The 19,224-nt window shown below is 50.2% G+C and carries 17 protein-coding genes; 10 read left to right on the top strand and 7 right to left on the bottom strand.

Features of this window, described 5'->3' with window-relative positions; genetic code table 11:
• Positions 1-102: 102 nt before the first annotated feature.
• A complete protein-coding gene (locus LACPH_RS12505) occupies positions 103-855 on the bottom strand; it encodes a MurR/RpiR family transcriptional regulator (RefSeq protein ID WP_274785123.1) in 753 nt (250 codons plus the stop codon).
• Positions 856-979: 124 nt separating this feature from the next.
• Here LACPH_RS12505 and pfkB point away from each other — a divergent pair, with 124 nt between their 5' ends.
• The 3 genes from pfkB (at position 980) to LACPH_RS12485 (ending at position 4,971) form a co-directional block, all read left to right on the top strand.
• Positions 980-1,909, top strand: coding sequence for a 1-phosphofructokinase (gene pfkB, locus LACPH_RS12500; protein ID WP_274785122.1), 930 nt, complete (start codon positions 980-982; stop codon positions 1,907-1,909).
• Positions 1,910-1,912: 3 nt separating this feature from the next.
• Positions 1,913-3,898: a fructose-specific PTS transporter subunit EIIC gene (locus LACPH_RS12495; RefSeq protein WP_274785121.1), complete on the top strand. Its 1,986-nt coding sequence runs from the start codon at positions 1,913-1,915 to the stop codon at positions 3,896-3,898.
• A gap of 599 nt (positions 3,899-4,497) precedes the next feature.
• The gene (locus LACPH_RS12485) at positions 4,498-4,971 is read left to right on the top strand and encodes a DUF7679 family protein (protein WP_274785120.1); all 474 of its coding nucleotides are present in this window, start codon (positions 4,498-4,500) and stop codon (positions 4,969-4,971) included.
• Between the two features lie 76 nt (positions 4,972-5,047).
• Here LACPH_RS12485 and LACPH_RS12480 read toward each other — a convergent pair whose 3' ends face one another.
• Positions 5,048-5,746, bottom strand: coding sequence for a DUF554 domain-containing protein (locus LACPH_RS12480; protein WP_047107059.1), 699 nt, complete (start codon positions 5,744-5,746; stop codon positions 5,048-5,050).
• A 601-nt stretch (positions 5,747-6,347) separates the two neighbouring features.
• Here LACPH_RS12480 and recA point away from each other — a divergent pair.
• Positions 6,348-7,541 (top strand): recombinase RecA, encoded by a 1,194-nt coding sequence (gene recA, locus LACPH_RS12475; protein ID WP_274785119.1) that lies wholly within the window; start codon positions 6,348-6,350, stop codon positions 7,539-7,541.
• Positions 7,542-7,811: 270 nt separating this feature from the next.
• Here the strand turns inward: recA and LACPH_RS12470 are convergent, their stop codons facing one another.
• Complete coding sequence (locus LACPH_RS12470) at positions 7,812-9,017, bottom strand: aminotransferase-like domain-containing protein (RefSeq protein WP_274785118.1); 1,206 nt, start codon at positions 9,015-9,017, stop codon at positions 7,812-7,814.
• Between the two features lie 266 nt (positions 9,018-9,283).
• Here LACPH_RS12470 and LACPH_RS12465 point away from each other — a divergent pair, with 266 nt between their 5' ends.
• Positions 9,284-10,186 carry a LysR family transcriptional regulator gene (locus tag LACPH_RS12465; RefSeq protein ID WP_010490878.1) on the top strand — a complete coding sequence of 301 codons (903 nt, stop codon included), beginning with the start codon at positions 9,284-9,286 and terminating at the stop codon, positions 10,184-10,186.
• Between the two features lie 5 nt (positions 10,187-10,191).
• Here the strand turns inward: LACPH_RS12465 and LACPH_RS12460 are convergent, their stop codons facing one another.
• Entirely contained in the window at positions 10,192-10,674 is a 483-nt protein-coding gene (locus LACPH_RS12460; RefSeq protein ID WP_274785117.1) for a ribonuclease H family protein, read from the bottom strand.
• Positions 10,675-10,769: 95 nt separating this feature from the next.
• Between LACPH_RS12460 and LACPH_RS12455 the strand changes: the two genes are divergently transcribed.
• Positions 10,770-11,582: a Cof-type HAD-IIB family hydrolase gene (locus LACPH_RS12455; protein ID WP_274785116.1), complete on the top strand. Its 813-nt coding sequence runs from the start codon at positions 10,770-10,772 to the stop codon at positions 11,580-11,582.
• A gap of 284 nt (positions 11,583-11,866) precedes the next feature.
• Positions 11,867-12,568 (top strand): histidine phosphatase family protein, encoded by a 702-nt coding sequence (locus LACPH_RS12450; protein WP_070651421.1) that lies wholly within the window; start codon positions 11,867-11,869, stop codon positions 12,566-12,568.
• Here the strand turns inward: LACPH_RS12450 and LACPH_RS12445 are convergent.
• Both LACPH_RS12445 and LACPH_RS12440 read right to left on the bottom strand, forming a co-directional pair.
• Complete coding sequence (locus LACPH_RS12445; protein WP_274785114.1) at positions 12,565-13,242, bottom strand: YoaK family protein; 678 nt, start codon at positions 13,240-13,242, stop codon at positions 12,565-12,567. The two genes, LACPH_RS12450 and LACPH_RS12445, sit on opposite strands and share 4 nt — an antisense overlap.
• 270 nt (positions 13,243-13,512) lie before the next feature.
• Complete coding sequence (locus LACPH_RS12440; protein WP_274785113.1) at positions 13,513-13,776, bottom strand: DUF2187 domain-containing protein; 264 nt, start codon at positions 13,774-13,776, stop codon at positions 13,513-13,515.
• A 207-nt stretch (positions 13,777-13,983) separates the two neighbouring features.
• On the opposite strand from LACPH_RS12440, the gene LACPH_RS12435 reads away from it, so the two are divergent.
• The 3 genes from LACPH_RS12435 (at position 13,984) to LACPH_RS12425 (ending at position 16,558) form a co-directional block, all read left to right on the top strand.
• A complete protein-coding gene (locus LACPH_RS12435) occupies positions 13,984-14,328 on the top strand; it encodes a hypothetical protein (protein ID WP_010490885.1) in 345 nt (114 codons plus the stop codon).
• Between the two features lie 186 nt (positions 14,329-14,514).
• Positions 14,515-15,327: a Cof-type HAD-IIB family hydrolase gene (locus tag LACPH_RS12430; protein WP_274785112.1), complete on the top strand. Its 813-nt coding sequence runs from the start codon at positions 14,515-14,517 to the stop codon at positions 15,325-15,327.
• A gap of 226 nt (positions 15,328-15,553) precedes the next feature.
• On the top strand, positions 15,554-16,558 hold the full coding sequence (locus LACPH_RS12425; protein ID WP_049170975.1) for an aldo/keto reductase: 1,005 nt from the start codon (positions 15,554-15,556) through the stop codon (positions 16,556-16,558).
• A 72-nt stretch (positions 16,559-16,630) separates the two neighbouring features.
• Here the strand turns inward: LACPH_RS12425 and LACPH_RS12420 are convergent, their stop codons facing one another.
• Positions 16,631-19,159 (bottom strand): excinuclease ABC subunit UvrA, encoded by a 2,529-nt coding sequence (locus LACPH_RS12420; RefSeq protein WP_274785111.1) that lies wholly within the window; start codon positions 19,157-19,159, stop codon positions 16,631-16,633.
• Between the last annotated feature and the right edge of the window lie 65 nt (positions 19,160-19,224).

The raw sequence follows: 19,224 nt of genomic DNA, 5'->3' as shown, positions 1-19,224 counted from the left end.
AACTTATGTTATTTAAAAATAGCTGCATGTCTGGTATAAAAAGTAGCTCGACTGAATTTTTAGTATGTTGAATGTTCAGTCTTTAAAAACGACAGAACGTGATCAATGCGCCTGCTTCCGCTTCCGCACCACATAACTATCCAGTAAAATCCGACTCATCACTTGCAATGGCAAACGCGAAGCCACTTCATATTTGTCAAAATAGGCGGCCTTTGATTTATAGCCCACAAATAATTCATCAGCGTATTGGACAATGGGCGCTTCGGCGTTGGTCGTCAAAATGATTTGCGGGATGTCGCGTGCTGCCAGCGTTTTGGCGGCGGCGACGAGTTCAGGCGTTTCACCGTTCAAGGTAATCGTGAGGGCGACTGCTTTTGGACTGATCTGTCCGGCAATGGTTTGAATAATGTTGGGATCACTGAAAAATTCGGCATACTTGCCAAGCAGCTGAAGTTTTAGCGTGATCTCAGAAGCGATCGATTCTGACAAGCCGCGGGCGAGTACCAGGACGATCTCGGCTTTGGCGAGCAATTGCACGGAATCTTCAATGACGGAAACTTTTAAATTGTCGAGGGTGTTGTGCACCTCGATTTGATTTTGCATAATCACTTTTTTAATCTGATCATCCACCTGATCAAGGATGCCAAAAGGTTCAGCGTCGCCAATGCGTTTCAACAAGTCATGCCGAAATTCGGTGTAGCCGTTGAAGCCTTTTTTCTTCATGGTTCTGACAATGGTGGCGGGCGACACATTGGCAGCGGCGCTTAACTGTGTGATCGAGGCGTTGACGACTGTCTGCTGGTGGTTTTCGATGTAATCCCAAAGATACGCTTCTGTTGGACTGAGTGTGGCCATAAACAACCTCCTGAAAAACATTTTCGATCCGGTACCAAAATCGCTGAAAGCAGAAAACTCTTTTCGCATGAAAGCGGTTAACATAGAAATAAGCAAAACCGAATGACATGAAGGAGCGGTTAATTTGATTTATACCCTGACGTTAAATCCCGCCATTGATCTTTTTATTAAAACCCAGACAATGGCGCCCAATACGGTGAATCGGACAGATAGTTATGATATTCAGGCGAATGGGAAAGGCGTCAATGTCAGCTGTATCTTGAAGCGGCGCGGAGTAGATAATGTCGCGCTTGGCGTGGGCGGTGGCTTTACGTTGGATTATATTGCCGACTTTTTGACGCAGCAGGGCATTCGCAATCATTTTTATAAAGATGCCGGGTTTACCCGGATTAATGTGTTTACGCGGGTCGTGAGTGACAACACGGAATACAAACTGGTCAATCCTGGTCCCCAAATTAGCGCGGCAACATTAAAACAATTATATCAACAACTGACCACGCTTGGCGCTGAAGATTGGCTCTGCGTCTCGGGCAGTTTTGCGCAGGGCATTGAACCAAGCTTTTTGCTGAAACTGGGCGCCTTGAGTCAGGAGCGAGGTTTTCAGTTGATCATTGATAGTGCCTATCCTGAAGCCGTCAAAGCTTTGGCGTATCGGCCACTGTTAGTGAAGCCAAATGATGCGGAGTTGATGAGCTGGTTTGCTCAATCCGGCGCGGCTGATCTGGCAACCATGGTGGCTTTAGGTCATCGCGCACTGGATGCCGGAGCACAGAACATTTTGGTTTCATTGGGTGCTGCCGGAGCGTTGTTCATGAATCATGAGGTCACGCTGGTCGGTAACGCCCCTAAAATTGACGTGCTCAACACGGCAGGCGCAGGTGACACCATGCTCGGCACCTTTTTAGCCGGGTTGTATCAAAAGCAAGATTTAGCGGCCACTTTGAAATTAGCGATTGCGGCCGGCAGTGACACGGCCCGGCGCGCATGGATTACGGATTTTACCCAGACAGATGAATTATTGACGCAAATTGAAATCAAGCAACTGGAGGGTTAGAGAATGGCAAAATATGATTTGATTGCGGCAACCGGCTGTGCGACCGGCATCGCGCATACTTATATGGCGCAAGAAGCGTTGGAACAGGCCGCCAAAAAGATGGGCCTAACGATCAAAGTGGAAACACACGGACAGACCGGCGTGGATGATCCGTTGACGCAAGCTGAGATCTCAGGGGCCAAAGGGGTTGTCATCGCTTCGGACATTGATGTGGACGCCGATCGGTTTGCCGGTAAGCCGCTGGTCAATGTTCCGGTGGCAGCGGGCATCCGTGAGCCGGACAAACTCATCAAGGAAGCCTTAAGTGACAGTACGCCGGTTTATATGCCAAAAGGCGGGACAGCCAAGGCTAGTGCCGATGAAAACGTTGAAACCAGCACTGCCGGCATTGGCAACAAGATTTATACCAGTTTAATGAACGGGGTTTCGCACATGCTGCCGCTGGTGGTTGCCGGCGGGGTGTTGATCGCTGTTTCATTTTTCTGGGGGATTTACTCGGCTGACCCGAAGAATGCCGAATACAACCAATTCGCGGCCATGCTCAATGCGGTCGGCAGTGCAGCGATGGGCTTGATGGTGCCGGTCTTAGCAGCATACATCGGTGAAGCCGTGGCGAAGCGGTCTGGCTTAATTGTCGGCATGGCAGTCGGGATGATCGCTTACAACGGCGGCAACGGGTCCGGATTCCTAGGCGCAATTGTCGGTGGCTACATGGCCGGACTGGTTATTTTAATGTTACAAAAAGTGTTTGCCTTTATGCCTGACAAGGAATTTCGCGGCTTAAAAGCGATTTTCCTTTATCCGGTATTAGGGGTTTTCATTGCCGGTTCGATTATGTATCTGATCAACACGCCCATGAAGGCGATGAATCTCGGCTTGATGGCGTGGTTAAAAGGACTTGAAAGTTCCAGCCCGATTATTTTAGGTGTCGTGGTCGGTGTCATGTGTGCTGCCGACTTTGGCGGGCCGATTAACAAAGCTGCCTATCTGACAGGTACCGCATTACTCGCACAAGGTAATTACTTTTTCATGGCTGGCGTGTCAGCCGCCTGCATTGCGCCGCCACTGGCAACCACGATTTCGGTTTTGCTGAATCCTAAAGCTTACAATCGTGACGAGCGCAGTGCCGGTTACGTCAATGCTTTGCTAGGGTCGACGCATATTACCGAAGGCGCAATTCCGTTCGCGGCCAAAAATCCACTGATGAACATTCCTGCCTTTATGGTCGGCTCAGCGATCGCGGCAGTGCTGACGTACATGTCGCGCATTCAAGTGCCGGCACCCCATGGCGGGTTCATCGTTTTGCCACTGGTGAACAAGCCGTTTCTCTGGGTCGCCTGGATCTTGGTCGGTGCTGCTGCCTCAGGCGTTCTTTTAGCCATGATTGCCGGGCGCTCTGCTAGAAAACGCGGCGTGAAAACCGGCGTGGTTGAAGCGGCTTTGGCAACAGAAGGCGCTGCAGACGATGCGACGGCGGCACCGGTGAAGGTTGACCCGGCACGCAACCAGCCGGCGCCGGTCGATGATCAGGCCAACGAAACTTTTGACCCGAGTGACATTTTGAGTAAGGAAAATATCGAAGTTGACGTACCTGCGAAAACGCGTGACGATGTTTTACACTATTTGGCGGACATGGCGGTTAAGAATGGCCTTGCTACGGATGCCGATGCCATTTTCAAAAAGTATGTTGCGCGGGAAGAGGAAGGTTCGACTGGGATGGAAAAAGGCATCGCCATTCCGCACGCTCAGGATGCCACGATTAAGCAGTCGGCAATGCTGGTGTTGCATTTGGCACAGCCGGTTGATTGGAAGACTTTTGATGGTAAACCGGTGACAGCCGTGATTTCGTTTTTGATTCCGGAGCATGATAGCGGTAGTCATTTGAAGTATTTGTCGAATACGGCGAAGTTGCTGACGCATGAGGATTTTGTCAAGGCGTTTCAGGCGGCGCGGACGCCGGATGCTTTGTATGCGTTGTTTAAGCGGTAGGTGTGTGTTTGTAGGCGGAAAAGTCTCCCGATGATGTGGGAGGCTTTTTTGCGTTGGGTGATGTTCTATTGGCGGCAAATAAGGAGGTGGACTTTCGTGTTCTATAACGCGTTCGCTGGCGCAGGAGCCTGCGTGTAAGGACCTTGGTCGCAATGGCAAAGAGCGCCATCACGCCCAAGGCCACTTACACTCCGTCTCCTAAGCGCGCCAGCTCACGCTCAAAAAAAGCAGACCGCTGGGTGGGCGGTCTGCTGGGGGTGTCTGATCGTTTGGGGGACGATCGACGATTTCTACTTTGGAGGAGTAAAAATGAAAAAGTTGGGTTGGGGTTTGTAGGAATGAGTGGGTGGCTCATTTCTATGTTTCTTATACTACCGACAGTGTGTGAATGAAATGTGAAGGCAAATGCAATATTCTATTATATCTTTGTGGTGATTGTGTTCACATTTGAATTCACCGCTTGCGTCGCCGAGGTTGGTTAGTTTGGCGGAGGGTTAATTAACGAAACAAACGTTCTTTATGCAAATCCGAACATTTCGTGTTAAACTTTTTTCAGCAGTACAAGTCGCCTTAGGGGCCAAGGTAAGTGGGGTGGTAACATGAAGAAGCAACATATCGTTGTACGGGTTCGCCGTCCGGATGGGTTGGTTTTGGACTTCCGGTTACCAAAAGATGTTACGCATGCAATTAAGGTAAGTCCGCAAACTGACTGGTTTGAGCGGCTGCGCGGTGGACTGATTGTCGCACCAATGGCGCCATACGTCGGTAAAGGGCATACCGCATTTTTCATCGGCCGGATTGAACGGGTTTATTATTCAGGACGACAGTTAAAGCGCTTTACGCGGAGCCAATTTTTGTTGCCAGATGTCTGGCGTGAGCAGGATTTACTTGAGAGCTTCACGTTTTTGCGGCATGACCATGCATGGCTGAATCGTCTCTACATTAAAGACGATCTGCGCTATTGGTATCACGATGCGAACTCACGCGTTTTAGCCAAAATCCGTGACTGGCATTGTAAGATGGTTTATCGGCGTTTTCAAAGCGGCCGGCAAGGATTGATTCCTAATTTCTGATCGGAGCCGCAAAAAAGTAATAGGTAACAGACTATTAAAAAGCAGGTCAAGGCGGCCTGCTTTTTAGATACCTAATTTATAAAAAGTACTGACCAGTCAGAATTGCCAGGAGAACGAGCAACCCTGGCAAGAGATTGGAGATCCGAATCTTGGTGATGTCCATGAGGTTCAAGCCGATGCCCAGAATCATCAAGCCGCCAATCGCGCCGATTTCGCGCAAGGACGTCGCCAGTAAGGTTTTGGGGATGAATTGGACTAAAAAACTGGCTAACAACGTGATGGTACCTTGATACAGGACAACCGGAATGGCGGAAAACATAACACCGACGCCAAGTGAAGCGGTCATCATGATGGCCATGAAACCATCCATGACCGCTTTTGTGTAAAGTGTGGCGTTATCACCGGAAACGCCGGCTTGAATCGCGCCCAGAATGCTCATGGCACCAATGACGGCAATTAAAGTAGCCGTGACGAAACCTTCTGCAAAGTGGCTGTTGCCTTTTGCAAAGCGCTCCTGCAGCTTGAGGCCAAGATGATTCATGCCGTCTTCAATATGCAGCCACTCACCCAGCAGGCCACCAAGACACAGGCTAATGATGATGACAATGAAACTTTTGGTCTGCAACGCCATCTGAATGCCTAGCGCAAACGTGCCAAGCCCTAGACTTTTGGTGATCGTATCCTTGGCGTTGTCGCTAATATTGTGCAAGACCAGCCCAAGCAGACCGCCGCCGATAATGGTTAAGCCGTTGACAATGGAACCCATGAACATCATTGTTTTTCTCCACCTTGTGTGTATGATTGCCATCACTGACCGAACCATCATAGCATGTTTTCAGCAGAGCGTGAGCTTGGCCGCTTAGAAACCGGAGTGTAAGCGGCCTCGGGCGTGATGGCCGGGCTTTGGCCATTGCGCCCGAGGTCCTTACACGCAGGTTTCTGGCCCAGCGAACGCGTTTCAGCAGAGCGTGAGCTGGCGCGGTTAAAAGTCGGAGTATAAGTGGCCTTGGGCGTGATGGCCCGGGCTTAGGCCATTGCGCCCAAGGCCCTTATACGCAGACTTCTGGGCCTGCGAGCGCGTTTCAGAGACGCAGCAGGGAACTCGTGGCCGCTAAACTCAAATGGCTGGGTTTTTGCCATTTGTGTCTAGAGGACCTTACACGCAGACTCCTGCTCCAGCAAACGCTTTTCAACCCATCAATAACAGCAGATTTTTCCCAATCGCCCGGTTGCTTCAGGTAAAATAGAAGGGAAACCAATTTGGCACGCAGAAAAATTCGTTTTGTTGAATGAAAAGCTTGCAAAAAACAAACGCATGTTCGATAATGTAACTAGTGTATTTTAAGCGTTATAGACGCGTAATTAAGGAGACAAGTATGGCGAAGAAAACGACCACAAAGAATGCGAATACAAAATCTGATACCACAGATCGCGAAACCGAATTAGAAAAGGCGCTGCAGAAAATCAAGAAGGCGTTTGGTGAAGGCGCCGTGATGAAAATGGGTGATCGGCCGGAACTGAAGGTTGATGTTGTTTCGACCGGCATTCTTTCACTGGACCTGGCGCTTGGTGTCGGCGGGTTGCCACGCGGCCGGATTGTGGAAATCTATGGTCCTGAAAGTACCGGGAAAACCACGATTGCACTGCAGACGATCGCAGAGTTGCAAAAGTCCGGCGGCAAGGCAGCTTATATTGATGCCGAAAACGCGATGGATCCAAAATATGCGGCTGAACTTGGGGTCAACATTGATGATCTTCTGTTATCCCAGCCAAACTCGGGCGAACAGGGATTGGAAATTGCCGAAATGCTGATCGAATCTGCCGCCGTGGATATTGTCGTGATTGATTCGGTTGCCGCTTTGGTTCCCAAGGCTGAAATCGAAGGCGCCATTGGTGACAGTCATGTCGGCTTACAAGCGCGGTTAATGTCGCAAGCACTGCGTAAAATGGCCGGATCGATTAACAATACCAATACATTGGTGATCTTTATCAATCAGTTACGGGAAAAAGTCGGCGTGATGTTTGGCAATCCGGAAGTTACGCCGGGAGGCCGCGCTTTGAAGTTTTATGCCTCGGTTCGTATTGAGGTTAAAAAGGGCCAGCAAGTCAAAGATGGCAAAGATGTGATCGGTTTTGCCAGCAAGCTGAAGGTTACCAAGAACAAGGTGGCGCCGCCATTTAAGACGGTTGAAACCACGATGTCATTTGGCCATGGGATTGAGCACAACACCGACATGATCAACTTAGTGACGGAAAAAGACAGTAAGTTTGATGTCATCACCAAGTCAGGATCCTGGTATAACTACGGCAAAGAGCGTTTAGGCCAAGGTCTTGTGAACGCCTCCCATTATCTGGATGAACATCCGGAAATTTCTAAGGAAATCGAAGCCAAAATCCGTGAACAGGCCGCACCTAAGAAGCCTGAAGAAACGGACGACGACAAGAAGGACGCTAAAAAAGACGTCAAGTCAACCGACGAAGCCAAGACTGAAAAGCCAGCTGAGGCCGATGAAAAGCAGGATGACAAGAAAGATGATCCATCAAGCTTTGGCGTTGATCGGTTAGTTTAAGCATCACGTTGATTAGTTTCGAAAAGTTATCGGTCCACAACAAAAGGCTCGCTGCCAAAACGCAGCGGGCCTTTTTTGGGGTGATGATCGGATGGGGGCCAATCATCTTTTTCTTTGGAGGAGAAAAATGAAAATTAGGTTGGGGTTTAGGAATGAGTGGGTGGCTCATTTCTATGGTGCTAATACTACCGGCAAAGTATGACGAAAATGTGATGGTTACTTTGTCATTTTGTAAAGTTTACCGCCTAAGCAACACGATTCGTCAGGTGACTAAGCCTGTTCGGCAACCAGAGTAGGCTGGTGCAATGCCATTTTCAAAGCATCGCCTAATGCCTTGATACCGGTGTCAATTTGATCCAAGGTCGGGCCGGTGAAGTTGAGCCGGGCGCCGTTGACTTGCGCGGAGGTCGCATATAGATTGGCCGATGGCACATAGGAGATGTTGTTTTCCGGCAATAGATGCTGCTTCATGAAGGCACCCATGTCAAAACCAGCCGGCATGGTGAGCCATAGGAAGAAGCCACCGTCAGGATTGTTGAAGTGGGCTTCAGCCGGCATATAGCGGGTCATGGCGGCGACCATCGCATCCTTCTTCTCACGGTAGCGATCTTGAATCTGCTTGATGTGCGCATCCAGATCGTTTTCTTCCATGTAATCATTGATGCCGTGCATGGTAAGGTTGCTGGATTCCAGGTCGCTGCCGCCTTTTAATGCGATCAGCTCTTTCAAAAGCTCCGGTGCAGCAACTAACCAGCCCATTCGCAAACTAGGTGAGAGGATCTTGCTGAAGCTGCCAAGATAGATGACCCGACCTTCTGTATCTAAGGATTTAATGGTTGGCAACGGCTTGCCGTCGTAGCGAAGATCGCGGTAAGGATTGTCTTCAAGAATCATCACATCGTATTGATTGGCCAAGCGAATCAGGGCTTTCCGTTTGGCGAGCGACATCACGATGCCGGTTGGATTTTGAAAATCCGGAACCGTGTAGATGAACTTGACGGAACGGCTCATCAAGACTCGTTGCAAAGCGTTGATGTCAATGCCATCGTCCTGCATCGGCACTTCGTAATAAGTTGGCTGATAAGCATTAAACGCAGCCAAGGCGCCTAAATAGGTTGGCGCTTCAACCACCAGGCCGTCGCCAGGATCAAGCATTAACCGCGCGACCAGATCGATGCCTTGCTGGGCACCTTGCGTCATCATGATATCGGCAGCACGGGTTGGCATACCGGTGGCTCGCAGCCGCGCCGCAATCTTTTCCCGGAGTGGCAGGTAACCTTGCGTGCTGGCGTATTGCAGCAACTCGGTATCGCCACTGGTGAAGCTGTGCTTAAAAGCGCGGTTAAGCTGCTGAGTCGGGAACAGGCTGCGATCCGGATAACCGCCCGCAAAGGAAATGACATTCGGGCCAGAAGCCGCGAACAGATCCTCTAAGCCTGATTTACCGGTTTTTTGTGTACGTTTTGCGAATTTCATGATGAAAATCCCCCTTTGGTATCGATGCAAAAAGCGGCGCGATACCTTCGTCGCGCTGGTTCAAAAATCCGATCAACGCTTTCTTATTGACACTAGTGTAAAACGGCTCGTATGATTGAGTAAAGCTCAACTATTTCAGGTTAAGTTGAATATTGTTCACGTTAAAAAGAACGAACACGCTTGGTGACTGATGTGACGGGATTTGTTTCGCTGAAGTGACAAGCGCTGTCACTTCAGCTTCGCGGTGAAAGGGAAGAAAAAATATCATGGGTAATTTTTCGTATGAGGTTTTTAGCAAGGTCGTTGAACGCGGCACACTGGCGCAAGCGGCGGCGGAATTAAATGTCACACCGAGTGCGGTCAGCCACAGCATCAGCCAACTGGAAAGCGAGCTAGGCTTTCCGCTGCTGATTCGCAATCGCACCGGCGTGACCCTAACCGAAGACGGTGCGCAGGTGTTGCCGATTATTCAAAGTATTCAAAATCTTGAGGAGCAACTGTCACAGGTTGCCGATAACATCAATGGCGTCAATACCGGGCGCATTCGCATCGGCGCGTTTTCGTCGGTGTCCACGAATTGGCTGCCCACGATTATTCAGCGGTTTAAAAAGCGGTATCCGCACATTGAAATCAGCGTGGTTCAAGGCACCTTCAATCGCATTGTGGATGCCGTGCGATTGGGAACGGCTGATCTGGGGTTTTCATCACTGCCGGTTGGCCCGGGGGTGGTCGTCGAGCCGTTGTTGAAAGATCCGATTTACTGTATCACGCCGAAAAGCTTCAAGCCCAAGAATGGTAAAACAGTGACGCAGGCGGATGTCGAAAAGCGGAACTTCATTCTTCAACAAATCGACTATGACCGCGACACCAAGCGCGCTTTGGATCGCTATCATGTGTCGACAAACACCATTAACTACTCAATTGATGACCAAAGTATTTTATCAATGGTTGAGTCGGGCTTGGGGCTTGGCATTTTACCGAAACTGGCCTTGCAGAAGCTGGTGGGGGATGTTAATGTTTACCCGTTTTCTGAACCATTTTCCCGGACGTTATGTTTGGTGATTAATCCGACCATTAAAAAATCACCTTCTGTCCAAAAGATGCAGCAGGTGATTAACGGGTTCTTGGCGGAGACCTATGGAGAAGCTTTTTTAGGCCATCAAGGGTAAAATAGTCAGGAGCGATCATCGAGCCGATCCATGGTTTGATTCAACGCCTCATCAACGCGATTGTTGTTATGATTGGTGGCGTGGCCCTTCACTTTATGAAACGTCACGTGATCAAAGCGGTTAACTTGATGCAACAGTGCCTGCCATAGCTCCGCGTTTTTAACCGGCTTGCCGTGATTGCGCCAGCCGTTTTGCTGCCACTTGGCCCACCAGCGCTGTTGCATGGTGTTGATCACGTATGCAGAATCGGAGTAAACGTCAACGGGAATATCGGTGCGCTTGATCGCTTTTAATCCTTGAATCACCGCCATAATTTCCATATAATTATTGGTTCGGCCGTAATCGCCTTCAGAGAGCATTTTCTCGTGCTCCCCATAGATCAGTAACGCCGCCCACGCGCTTTTATCGGTGGGACGGACTGAGCCGCCAGCGTGATTGCCGGTGTTGCGATTACCGCCGTCTGTATAAAGTACAATTGATTCAGCCATCTTGTCCTCGCTTTCTAACTACCTATTGTAGGGGAACGGGTTGCAGATGGCTATCCTTGATCGCTTTCGAAAAATGATTGAAAAGAGGCTGCTGCATGAATCGTTATCTTATCGCACTGGATTTGGATGGTACGACCTTGAACGCTGATGGCCAGTTGAGCGCTGGCACGATCGCTGTTTTGCAGGCGGCGCAGGCAGCAGGCCATTTGGTGGTTATTGCTACTGGCCGCCCGGATGCGATTTCCGAACAATTTTATGATGCTTTAAAGCTACAAGGGCCGATGATCAACTTTAATGGTGCCTTGATTCACATCCCGCACCGCCACTGGCAGTATGAAAAGGAAGTCACGATTCCGATTCCGGTTGCCTTGTCCTTGCGCCAGTTGAAGCAAGAGTTTGCGTTCAAGGTCATGGTGGCAGAAGGCAAGCGCTTGTTGGTGGCGGATCGGCCATACGCCAACATCCCGTTTTTACCGGATCGCCTGCATCCTGATGCCTTGTTGGATGAGCAGGGGTTGCGGCAGGCGCCGATTTCGGTCACCATGTTTATGGAAGCCAAGATCTTCAAGCCGGTTGCCGCACAGGTTGCGGCATTGTATCCGCATCTGGCTGCCAAGACTTGGGGCGCCTGGAGCGGGGAGTACACGGCATTGGAAGTCACCAGCCGCAATACAAGTAAATCCCGGGCATTGGCTTATGTAGCGGGATGTTACGGCATTGATCAGTCGCATATCATTGCATTTGGTGATGATATGAACGATTTGGATATGCTGCAATTTGCCGGTCATGGGGTGGCCATGAAAAATGCGCGTCCGGCCATTCTTGCAGCAGCCGACGCGCATACGCCAAGCGATAACGAGCACGATGGCGTTGCGGATTATTTAGCGGATTACTTGAAACTGGCTTAGTGACAAGTCAACAATGAAAATAACGCGTTCGCCGGCGCAGGAACCTGCGTATAAGGACCTTGGTCGCAATGGTCAAATTCCGGCCATCACGCCCAAGGCCACTTATACTCCGGCTCCTGAATGCGCCGGCTCGCGCTCAACCATAACGCGTTCGCCAGCCCAGAAACCTGCGTGTAAGGACCTTGGTCGCAATGGTCAAAGCCCGACCATCACGCCCAAGGCCACTTACACTCCGGTTTCTAACCGGGCCGACTCACGCTCACAGAAAATAGGGGATTGTAATCATGACAACGCTTTATCTTGTCCGTCACGGGCAAACTGAATTTAATGTTCAAAAACGGGTTCAGGGAATGGCTGATTCTGCCCTAACTCCCAAAGGCATTGCAGATGCCAAAGCATTGGGATTGGGGTTTAAGACAGCAGATATTCGATTTGATGCAGCATTTGCGAGTGATCTGACCCGCGCGATCGACACGGCGCATTTTATTTTAAGTGGACTAGGTGAACCGTTGCCGGTCACAACGCTGATGGGCTTACGTGAAGAAAATTATGGCAAGTTTGAAGGGCAGCTGGCAAATGATTTTTCATTAGCGACCATGGGTGTTGCCAATTTTCACAAAGCCTTGGCCAATCGCGAAATTACCTTGGCGCAAACGGCTGATGCGGCGTTTGCGGCTAATATGGATCAACATCCGAATACTGCCGAGACGAATCGCATGGTTCAGGAACGGCTCAATCGGACTTTGCGTGCAATTGCCGTGGAAGCCGAGACGAAAGATTGGCAGCGAGTTTTGGTGGTGACCCACGGAACTGCTGCGTTGATGTGGTTGAACTACATCCATTACAACATTGATGGCCGGGAAATGCTCGACAATGCCAGTGTTACCAAACTGTCGTGGACTAATGAGCGTTTTCGGGTCACCGATTTTAATGACTTAGGCTTCCTGCATCAGGGCCAGAAAGTGGCTGGGGAAGCCAGCGCTTAATGCAGTTTAATCTGGTCTTGCCAGAAAATGCCGTCAATGGCGATTAGGCATAGTGCCGCGCCTGCCAAAGCATAGGTGCCGATATAGTGGGTGAGGATGCTGGTAATGCCAGCGCCAGCCGCAAAACTCAGGATAATGGTGCCAATCACAGCTGCGGATTCGCGGCTTTTTTGCTGGCCGCGAATGAAGCCATCATAGAGATTCTGAGCAGCTGTCCGGAGATTGCCGGTCATCATTAATGAAGTAAACGGGCCACCACGTAGCCGGCGGAACTCCTGAAGTTGGGCGGCAGCAATGAGCGAGACCATGGCGCTGGCGACCAAGTCAGGTAACCAGCGGCCTAGCAGACTGACGAGCAAAATTAATCCGATTTCGTAACGAACGATCCAACGTTGTTCGCTCAAGGGATGCTGACGTTTATCGGCTCGCAGCTGAATGGCCCGTGCCGCCATCGTGCCGAACATGAAGGCCAGGATCGGTACGACATAGCGAATCGCCGTATACCATTGTGCCTGACTAAGATGCACACCTAATAGAATGACATTCCCGGTCTGCAAGCCAGCAAAAACTTCGCCATGCAGCAAATAGGTAAACGCATCAAAACTGCCAGCAGCGCCGGTAAGCAACGTGCCGATTAATAGACTTTCGTGGATGGGCTGATCTTTGGTTTGCATATGGATTGCCGCCTTTTAATGATAATGTGTGAACCGCGCCACTTATTGTACCCAAATTCGCCATCTTGACAACGAAAATGCCTTGGCAGTCAAGATAGCTACAAGTCGTTTAAACACCTAAGTTAAGTTTTAGCTACTAAAAACCCCGGCTAGCCTAGTTTGCGGGCTGCCGGGGGTAGTTTGTTCTATTGGGATGCGACTAAGTAAACAATAACAACCGGCATGGCCACAGCGTTAGTAAGTCATGCTTGGCTGATCGTTATCGGATGATTATTTTTTCTGATCCTCGGCTGATTCTGGTGGGAATGCCAAGACAGTGCCACCACCAAGGTTTTTAGTCATGGCGTGGAAATTTGCAACAATTTTAAAATTCAGCTCTGAAGCATTCTGTCGGTCTTGCTCTGCATAGTCAGTAATGGTGAGCAATGCAGAGTTTTCGTAAACTTTTTCGATTTTCCCGGTAAAAGGCGCTTCCATGTCTTCCTTAACCTGACAAACCACAGCGTCCCCGAGATGTAATTTTTCTTTTTCCATAATGCCTCCAGCCTTTCAAAAATTCCCAACATAAGTGGCATATTATAACATTCGTTCTCCAATATCAAGGTACTAGAGGCGGAAAGTTTCAAAATCCTAAAAATATTTCTTTATTTTTTGAAAACGGCGACGTTGCCGGTAGAGGGCTTTTCAAAAACGGCCTAAAAGTGGTTATAATGGAATAAAATAGAAAGGACGAAATTAGTCATGGCAGCTAGCAACACAACGATCGATCAACTGAATGAGGCGGCACAACAGACCGCACTGGAAACTTTTGCAAAATTTTACCTTAACCGGTTCTTTGGAGCGGGGTTAGACGTTTTCTCCCAGCTTGATAAGCAAGGTGATTTGGCCGATATTAACCATTATCTCCTCGACAACCGTACTTTAACGCGGGAGGAATTGACGAGCGGCTTGTTGACGCATCGGTCAGGTAATCTGCTGGATCTTCTGAAGCAAGTTAAGGTTAAGTACAATGCACAAGGCGCTCCGGAAACACCATGGCAAGAATGGTATGCTGCGCAGATTGATAAGCTGCCGCAGGGACTTTAGGCAACGATTGCGATAAGCGTTTGGTTTAAGCGGTTATCGGAAACGTATTTGAAATGATTGTATAGATGAGTGTTAAAGAAAATCGGTCATAGAAACTTGTGATGTTTCTATGGCCGATTTCATATAAAGACAGTGGGGGTGGGCTCACTTTAACGAGTTCGCCAACTCAGAAGGAAAGGATCGATTATGGCCAAATACTTAATCGTAAGTGATATTGACGGGACGTTAACGGCCAATCATCATGATGTCACAGCGAACACAGCACAGGCATTGGCAGATGCGGTGGCAGCCGGCGCAGCTTTTTATGTTGCGACTGGGCGCATGCATGCGCTGGCAGAAGTGGTTGCCAAACAGTTTCAGCCGGATGCCAGCATCATCGCTTCTAATGGCGCCGTGTATGATTTTTCCGGTGAGCGGGTGCATCACACACTTGGTGAAGACGCATTGACGGCAGTTGAAGAAGTCAGTGCCGATTTGAATCTTAACGCCTTGTACTTTAGCGATGATACCGTTTATTTCACCGGAACACTGCCGCCCGCCATTGAAGCAGCCGCCCGCAAGTTTGCGCCTAAATCGGTTGAAATTAAGGTGGTCGGCGTGCCATCGATAAAGGAACTATTGACCCACGCCGCGGTGATTACGAACGGCATTATTTTTGGCCCCAATGATACGAAAGCTTTGGATGCCGGAAAAACGGCCTTGGAGGCGCGTGATGTTTTGCATGTCTCGGCCTCTGAGCATACGAACTTGGAATTAATTCCCAAGCATGTCGATAAAGCCAATGCGGTGCACGAACTACAGGAAAAGACCGGCATTGGGCCGGACCACACGATTGCTTTTGGCGACGGCCTTAATGATTTAGGGATGTTGCAGGCCGCTGGTGTGAGTGTGGCCATGGGCAATGCCGTGCCCGAAGTCAAGCGCGTTGCCCGATATGTGACTGATACCAATGTCGATGACGGCGTGGCGCACTTTTTGACGGAATTTTTTGAAAAATAAATTTTTATGGAGAAAACAGGGTTTCCAGTTGCTTGTTTGTTGAACGTTTGCCACCATAGAGATGGTAAATGTTTTGTGAGCGCGAGCTGGCGCAGTTAGAAGCCGGAGTGTAAGTGGCCTCAGACCGCAATGGCCGGTCTTATCCATTGCGGTCTGAGGTCTTTACACGCAGGCTTCTGCGCCAGAGAGCACGTTGATGACAACTAGGAAAGCGGGGGATTTGTTCATGTATCATGCAGCAACAGATCGTTATGCGAAGATGCCGGTTCGTCATGCCGGTAAGACAGGGTTGATGTTGCCGGCAATTTCTTTGGGATTGTGGCAGCATTATGGCAATCTGGATCCGTTTGATTCGCGGCGTTCGGTGATTCTGGATGCGTTTGATCATGGTGTTTTTCATTTTGATGTTGCCAATCATTATGGTAACGGTGATGTTGATCCGGGATACGGTTCGAGCGAAACGCTGTTGGGACAGATTCTGGCAACTGATTTGAAGGATTATCGTGATGAACTGGTGATTAGCACGAAGGTCGGCTATGAAATCCACCCAGGCCCATATGGCATCGGCACTTCACGCAAAGCCGTCATTCAAGGACTGAATGATTCCCTCAAACGGTTGCGTCTGGATTATGTCGACATTTATTATGCACATCGTTTCGATGACACGGTGGCGTTGGAAGAGACCGTCAATGCGCTTGATCAAACCGTGCGGGATGGCAAGGCCTTGTATATCGGCATTTCCAATTATGATACGGAGCAGACCAAAGAGGCCATTGCGATGTTTAAAGACCTGCATACCCCGTTTGTCTTGAACCAGTTCAGTTACAACATGTTCAATCGCGAGGCAGAAACTTCCGGCCTGACGGATGCCTTGAAGGCGAATGGCGCCGGGTTGATTGCGTATGGTCCATTGTCAGAAGGGTTATTGTCCGATCGTTATTTGAACGGCATTCCGGATAGCTTCCAGATCCATCGCACTAACAAAGGCACTTTTGCAAAAGGTAAGGATGCCGTGGTTAAAAAGCTCAACGATCTGAACGAGATTGCCCAAGGACGTGGCCAGACATTGTCCCAGATGGCGTTGGCATGGCTTTTACGTGATCCAGTCGTTACCAGCGTGATTATCGGCACGACCTCAGTTGAGCATCTCGAAGATAACCTCAAGGCGACAGAACATCTGACATTCACGGCTGAAGAGGTTCAGCAAATTGATGATATTTTGAACGCATAAGGCGCGAGCGGGTTGCGCTGGATATAAAAAATCGGCTCTAGAGATGATCTCCGGAGCCGATTTTGTTTGTTCTCATTTAACTTGAAAAGCCGCCAGATGTGCCGCTAAGTATTTGGCGGTTTCGCCGTGGCCTTGACGGGCGATGGCTTGTGGCGTGCCGGCTGCCATGACTTGGCCGCCTTCAGCCCCGCCTTTTGGTCCTAAGTCCAAAACGTAATCGGCGTTGGCAATAACATCTAGGTCGTGTTCAATGGCAATGACGGTTGCGCCGGTTTTTAAAAGGCGCTGGAAAACTGCGACCAACGTTTGAACATCAAGGGGATGCAGCCCAACGGAAGGTTCATCGAAGACGAATAGCGTGTCTTTTTGGGAACGGCCCATGTGTGCGACCAGCTTGAGTCGTTGGGCCTCGCCACCGGATAGTGTCGGTGTGCTTTCGCCTAAATGCAGATAGCCCAGTCCCATGTCGTGGAGTGTCTGCAAGGTATGGGCGATTGCCGGTTCGTCCTTGAACACCTTGAGTGCGGTATCGACGTCGAGATCTAGCAGGTCGGCAATGCTGTGGTCGTGCCACTTGATTTTCAAGACCTCGGGATTGTAGCGGCGACCATGACAGGTAGGGCAGGTTTGCTGCATATCTGGCAAATACTGAATGTCCAGATTAATCACACCGGTGCCGCCACAGGTGGGGCAAGCACCTGCCTTGACGTTATAGGAGAAGTGACTGCTGGTATAATGCTTGGCTTTGGCGTCCGGCAAAGCGGCGAACAGATGGCGCAGGTGATCGAGAATGTCAGTATAAGTGGCAACGGTTGAACGGACGTTTTTGCCAACCGGCGTGGCGTCAATGGCAACCACATGCCGAATGCCGCCGTTTTTGAGATCACGGACAAAAGTCGGTCCGGGTTGATCTTTCGTTGCCGACAATGCCGGGACTAACGCGTCGAAAATGAGCGTTGACTTGCCAGCGCCCGAGAAGCCGGATACAACAGAGAAGCAATTAATCGGGAAGTCGACATGCAAGTTGTGCAGATTGAAGCGATCCGTCACGGTCAGTTGCAATTGCTTGGCCTTGGCAACTGCTTCGTCACCAGCTTGCGGGCGGACGATGAGCTTGGTTTTGCCGGTTAAAAATGGGGCAATTAACGAATGCGGATTGCGGCTAACGGTGGCGGGATCCCCCTGATCGAGAATGCGACCCCCGTCAACGCCGGCGCCCGGACCGATTTCGACGATTTGATCGGCGGCGTTGATGATCGCCGTGTTGTGATCCACGACAACCAGTGAGTTGCCTTGATCAACCAGGCCGTGCATCACTTCCAATAAACCGGCAACATTGGCGGCATGTAATCCGATAGAAGGTTCGTCGAGGACGTACAGGACGCCGGTTGTTTCGGTGCGTAGTGTTCGACTGAGCTGGATCCGTTGCAATTCACCGGTGGACAGTGATGCGGCGGCCCTGCTTAATGTCAGGTAGCTCAGCCCTAGATCCATGATCGGTTTGAGCAGTTGGGTCAGTTCCTTGATGATGTCATGTGCCAATGCTTGCATGTTTTCCGGCAGCCACTGGTAGATTTTCGGGATAAACGCGGACAGCTGCGTCAGGGTCATGTCGCTGACTTGCGCGATATTTTGATCAACCAAAAGTTGTGACAACAGTTTCGGCGCAAACCGGCTGCCATGACAGGTCGGGCAAACGCCGAACTCATAGAACCGATTCAGACGCTGAATCGCGCGTTCGTTCTTGGTGGTGGCTAAAGAGTCTTCGACCGCATTGAAGGCATTTTCGTATTGTGCGTGGTCCATGTGGAAAACTCTGCCTGTTTTGCTGGGGATGTTAATGGCGTATTTTTTCCGTTGACCATGCCAAACCTGTTCCTGTTGGTCTTTAGGTAGATCCTGGAAGGGGGTATCGATGTCAATGCCGATTGCCTGGGCTACGTAAGGCATGAAGTTGCGTCCGGGCAACCGCCATGAGGCAACGGCGCCTTGGCGAATGGTTAGCGTTTGGTCGGGGATGAGGCGATTGGCCGCCAGCGTCCGCGCTTGACCCGTGCCGCCACAGGTTGGGCATGCGCCAGTCGAATTGAAGGCAAAATCCTCTGCCGCGAACGCCATAAAGTGAACCCCGCAAGTTGGGCAGGTGATCATGCCCATCCCGCTTTCGCCATCATTTGGCAGATCCATGGCCTTGGCAATATCAAGTGTCGGCGGAACGCGGTGACCATTTGGACAAACCGGTGAGCCGAGACGGGAAAACATCAGGCGGATCACATTTAAGGCTTCCGTGGCGGTGCCAACGGTTGAGCGAATGCCAGGCACAACCGGCCGCTGTCTGAGGGCGATCGCACTGGGAATATGCTTGACCGAATCAGCCGCCGCCGGACTCGTCTGCCCTAACCGCCGGCGCGTATAAGTCGACAAGGCACTCATATACCGCCGCATACCTTCCGCGTACAAAACGCCCATCGCCAGCGAACTTTTACCGGAGCCTGAACGACCGGTAATCGCCACGAGTTTGTTTAAGGGGATATCCACGTTAAGGTGTTTCAAATTATTGACATAGGCACCGCGAACACTGATATGATCTGGAATTGCCATCGAATCAAACTCCTTTGCCGGAATTAGTAAACTGTTTAAGGTTGAGTGATATGTCACTATGGGTT

The organism is Lacticaseibacillus parahuelsenbergensis (assembly GCF_030770265.1).
Taxonomy (GTDB): Bacteria; Bacillota; Bacilli; order Lactobacillales; family Lactobacillaceae; genus Lacticaseibacillus; species Lacticaseibacillus casei.
Note: the sequence above shows the minus strand (reverse complement) of the source record. Positions and strands in the feature narration are given on the sequence as shown.

What these genes read in the sequence shown, in the direction of transcription:
- LACPH_RS12505 (WP_274785123.1), bottom strand. Translation starts at nt 855, where the DNA reads ATGGCCACACTCAGTCCAACAGAAGCGTATCTTTGGGATTACATCGAA.
- LACPH_RS12495 (WP_274785121.1), top strand. Translation starts at nt 1,913, where the DNA reads ATGGCAAAATATGATTTGATTGCGGCAACCGGCTGTGCGACCGGCATC.
- LACPH_RS12485 (WP_274785120.1), top strand. Translation starts at nt 4,498, where the DNA reads ATGAAGAAGCAACATATCGTTGTACGGGTTCGCCGTCCGGATGGGTTG.
- LACPH_RS12480 (WP_047107059.1), bottom strand. Translation starts at nt 5,746, where the DNA reads ATGATGTTCATGGGTTCCATTGTCAACGGCTTAACCATTATCGGCGGC.
- recA (WP_274785119.1), top strand. Translation starts at nt 6,348, where the DNA reads ATGGCGAAGAAAACGACCACAAAGAATGCGAATACAAAATCTGATACC.
- LACPH_RS12470 (WP_274785118.1), bottom strand. Translation starts at nt 9,017, where the DNA reads ATGAAATTCGCAAAACGTACACAAAAAACCGGTAAATCAGGCTTAGAG.
- LACPH_RS12465 (WP_010490878.1), top strand. Translation starts at nt 9,284, where the DNA reads ATGGGTAATTTTTCGTATGAGGTTTTTAGCAAGGTCGTTGAACGCGGC.
- LACPH_RS12460 (WP_274785117.1), bottom strand. Translation starts at nt 10,674, where the DNA reads ATGGCTGAATCAATTGTACTTTATACAGACGGCGGTAATCGCAACACC.
- LACPH_RS12455 (WP_274785116.1), top strand. Translation starts at nt 10,770, where the DNA reads ATGAATCGTTATCTTATCGCACTGGATTTGGATGGTACGACCTTGAAC.
- LACPH_RS12450 (WP_070651421.1), top strand. Translation starts at nt 11,867, where the DNA reads ATGACAACGCTTTATCTTGTCCGTCACGGGCAAACTGAATTTAATGTT.
- LACPH_RS12445 (WP_274785114.1), bottom strand. Translation starts at nt 13,242, where the DNA reads ATGCAAACCAAAGATCAGCCCATCCACGAAAGTCTATTAATCGGCACG.
- LACPH_RS12440 (WP_274785113.1), bottom strand. Translation starts at nt 13,776, where the DNA reads ATGGAAAAAGAAAAATTACATCTCGGGGACGCTGTGGTTTGTCAGGTT.
- LACPH_RS12435 (WP_010490885.1), top strand. Translation starts at nt 13,984, where the DNA reads ATGGCAGCTAGCAACACAACGATCGATCAACTGAATGAGGCGGCACAA.
- LACPH_RS12430 (WP_274785112.1), top strand. Translation starts at nt 14,515, where the DNA reads ATGGCCAAATACTTAATCGTAAGTGATATTGACGGGACGTTAACGGCC.
- LACPH_RS12425 (WP_049170975.1), top strand. Translation starts at nt 15,554, where the DNA reads ATGTATCATGCAGCAACAGATCGTTATGCGAAGATGCCGGTTCGTCAT.
- LACPH_RS12420 (WP_274785111.1), bottom strand. Translation starts at nt 19,159, where the DNA reads ATGGCAATTCCAGATCATATCAGTGTTCGCGGTGCCTATGTCAATAAT.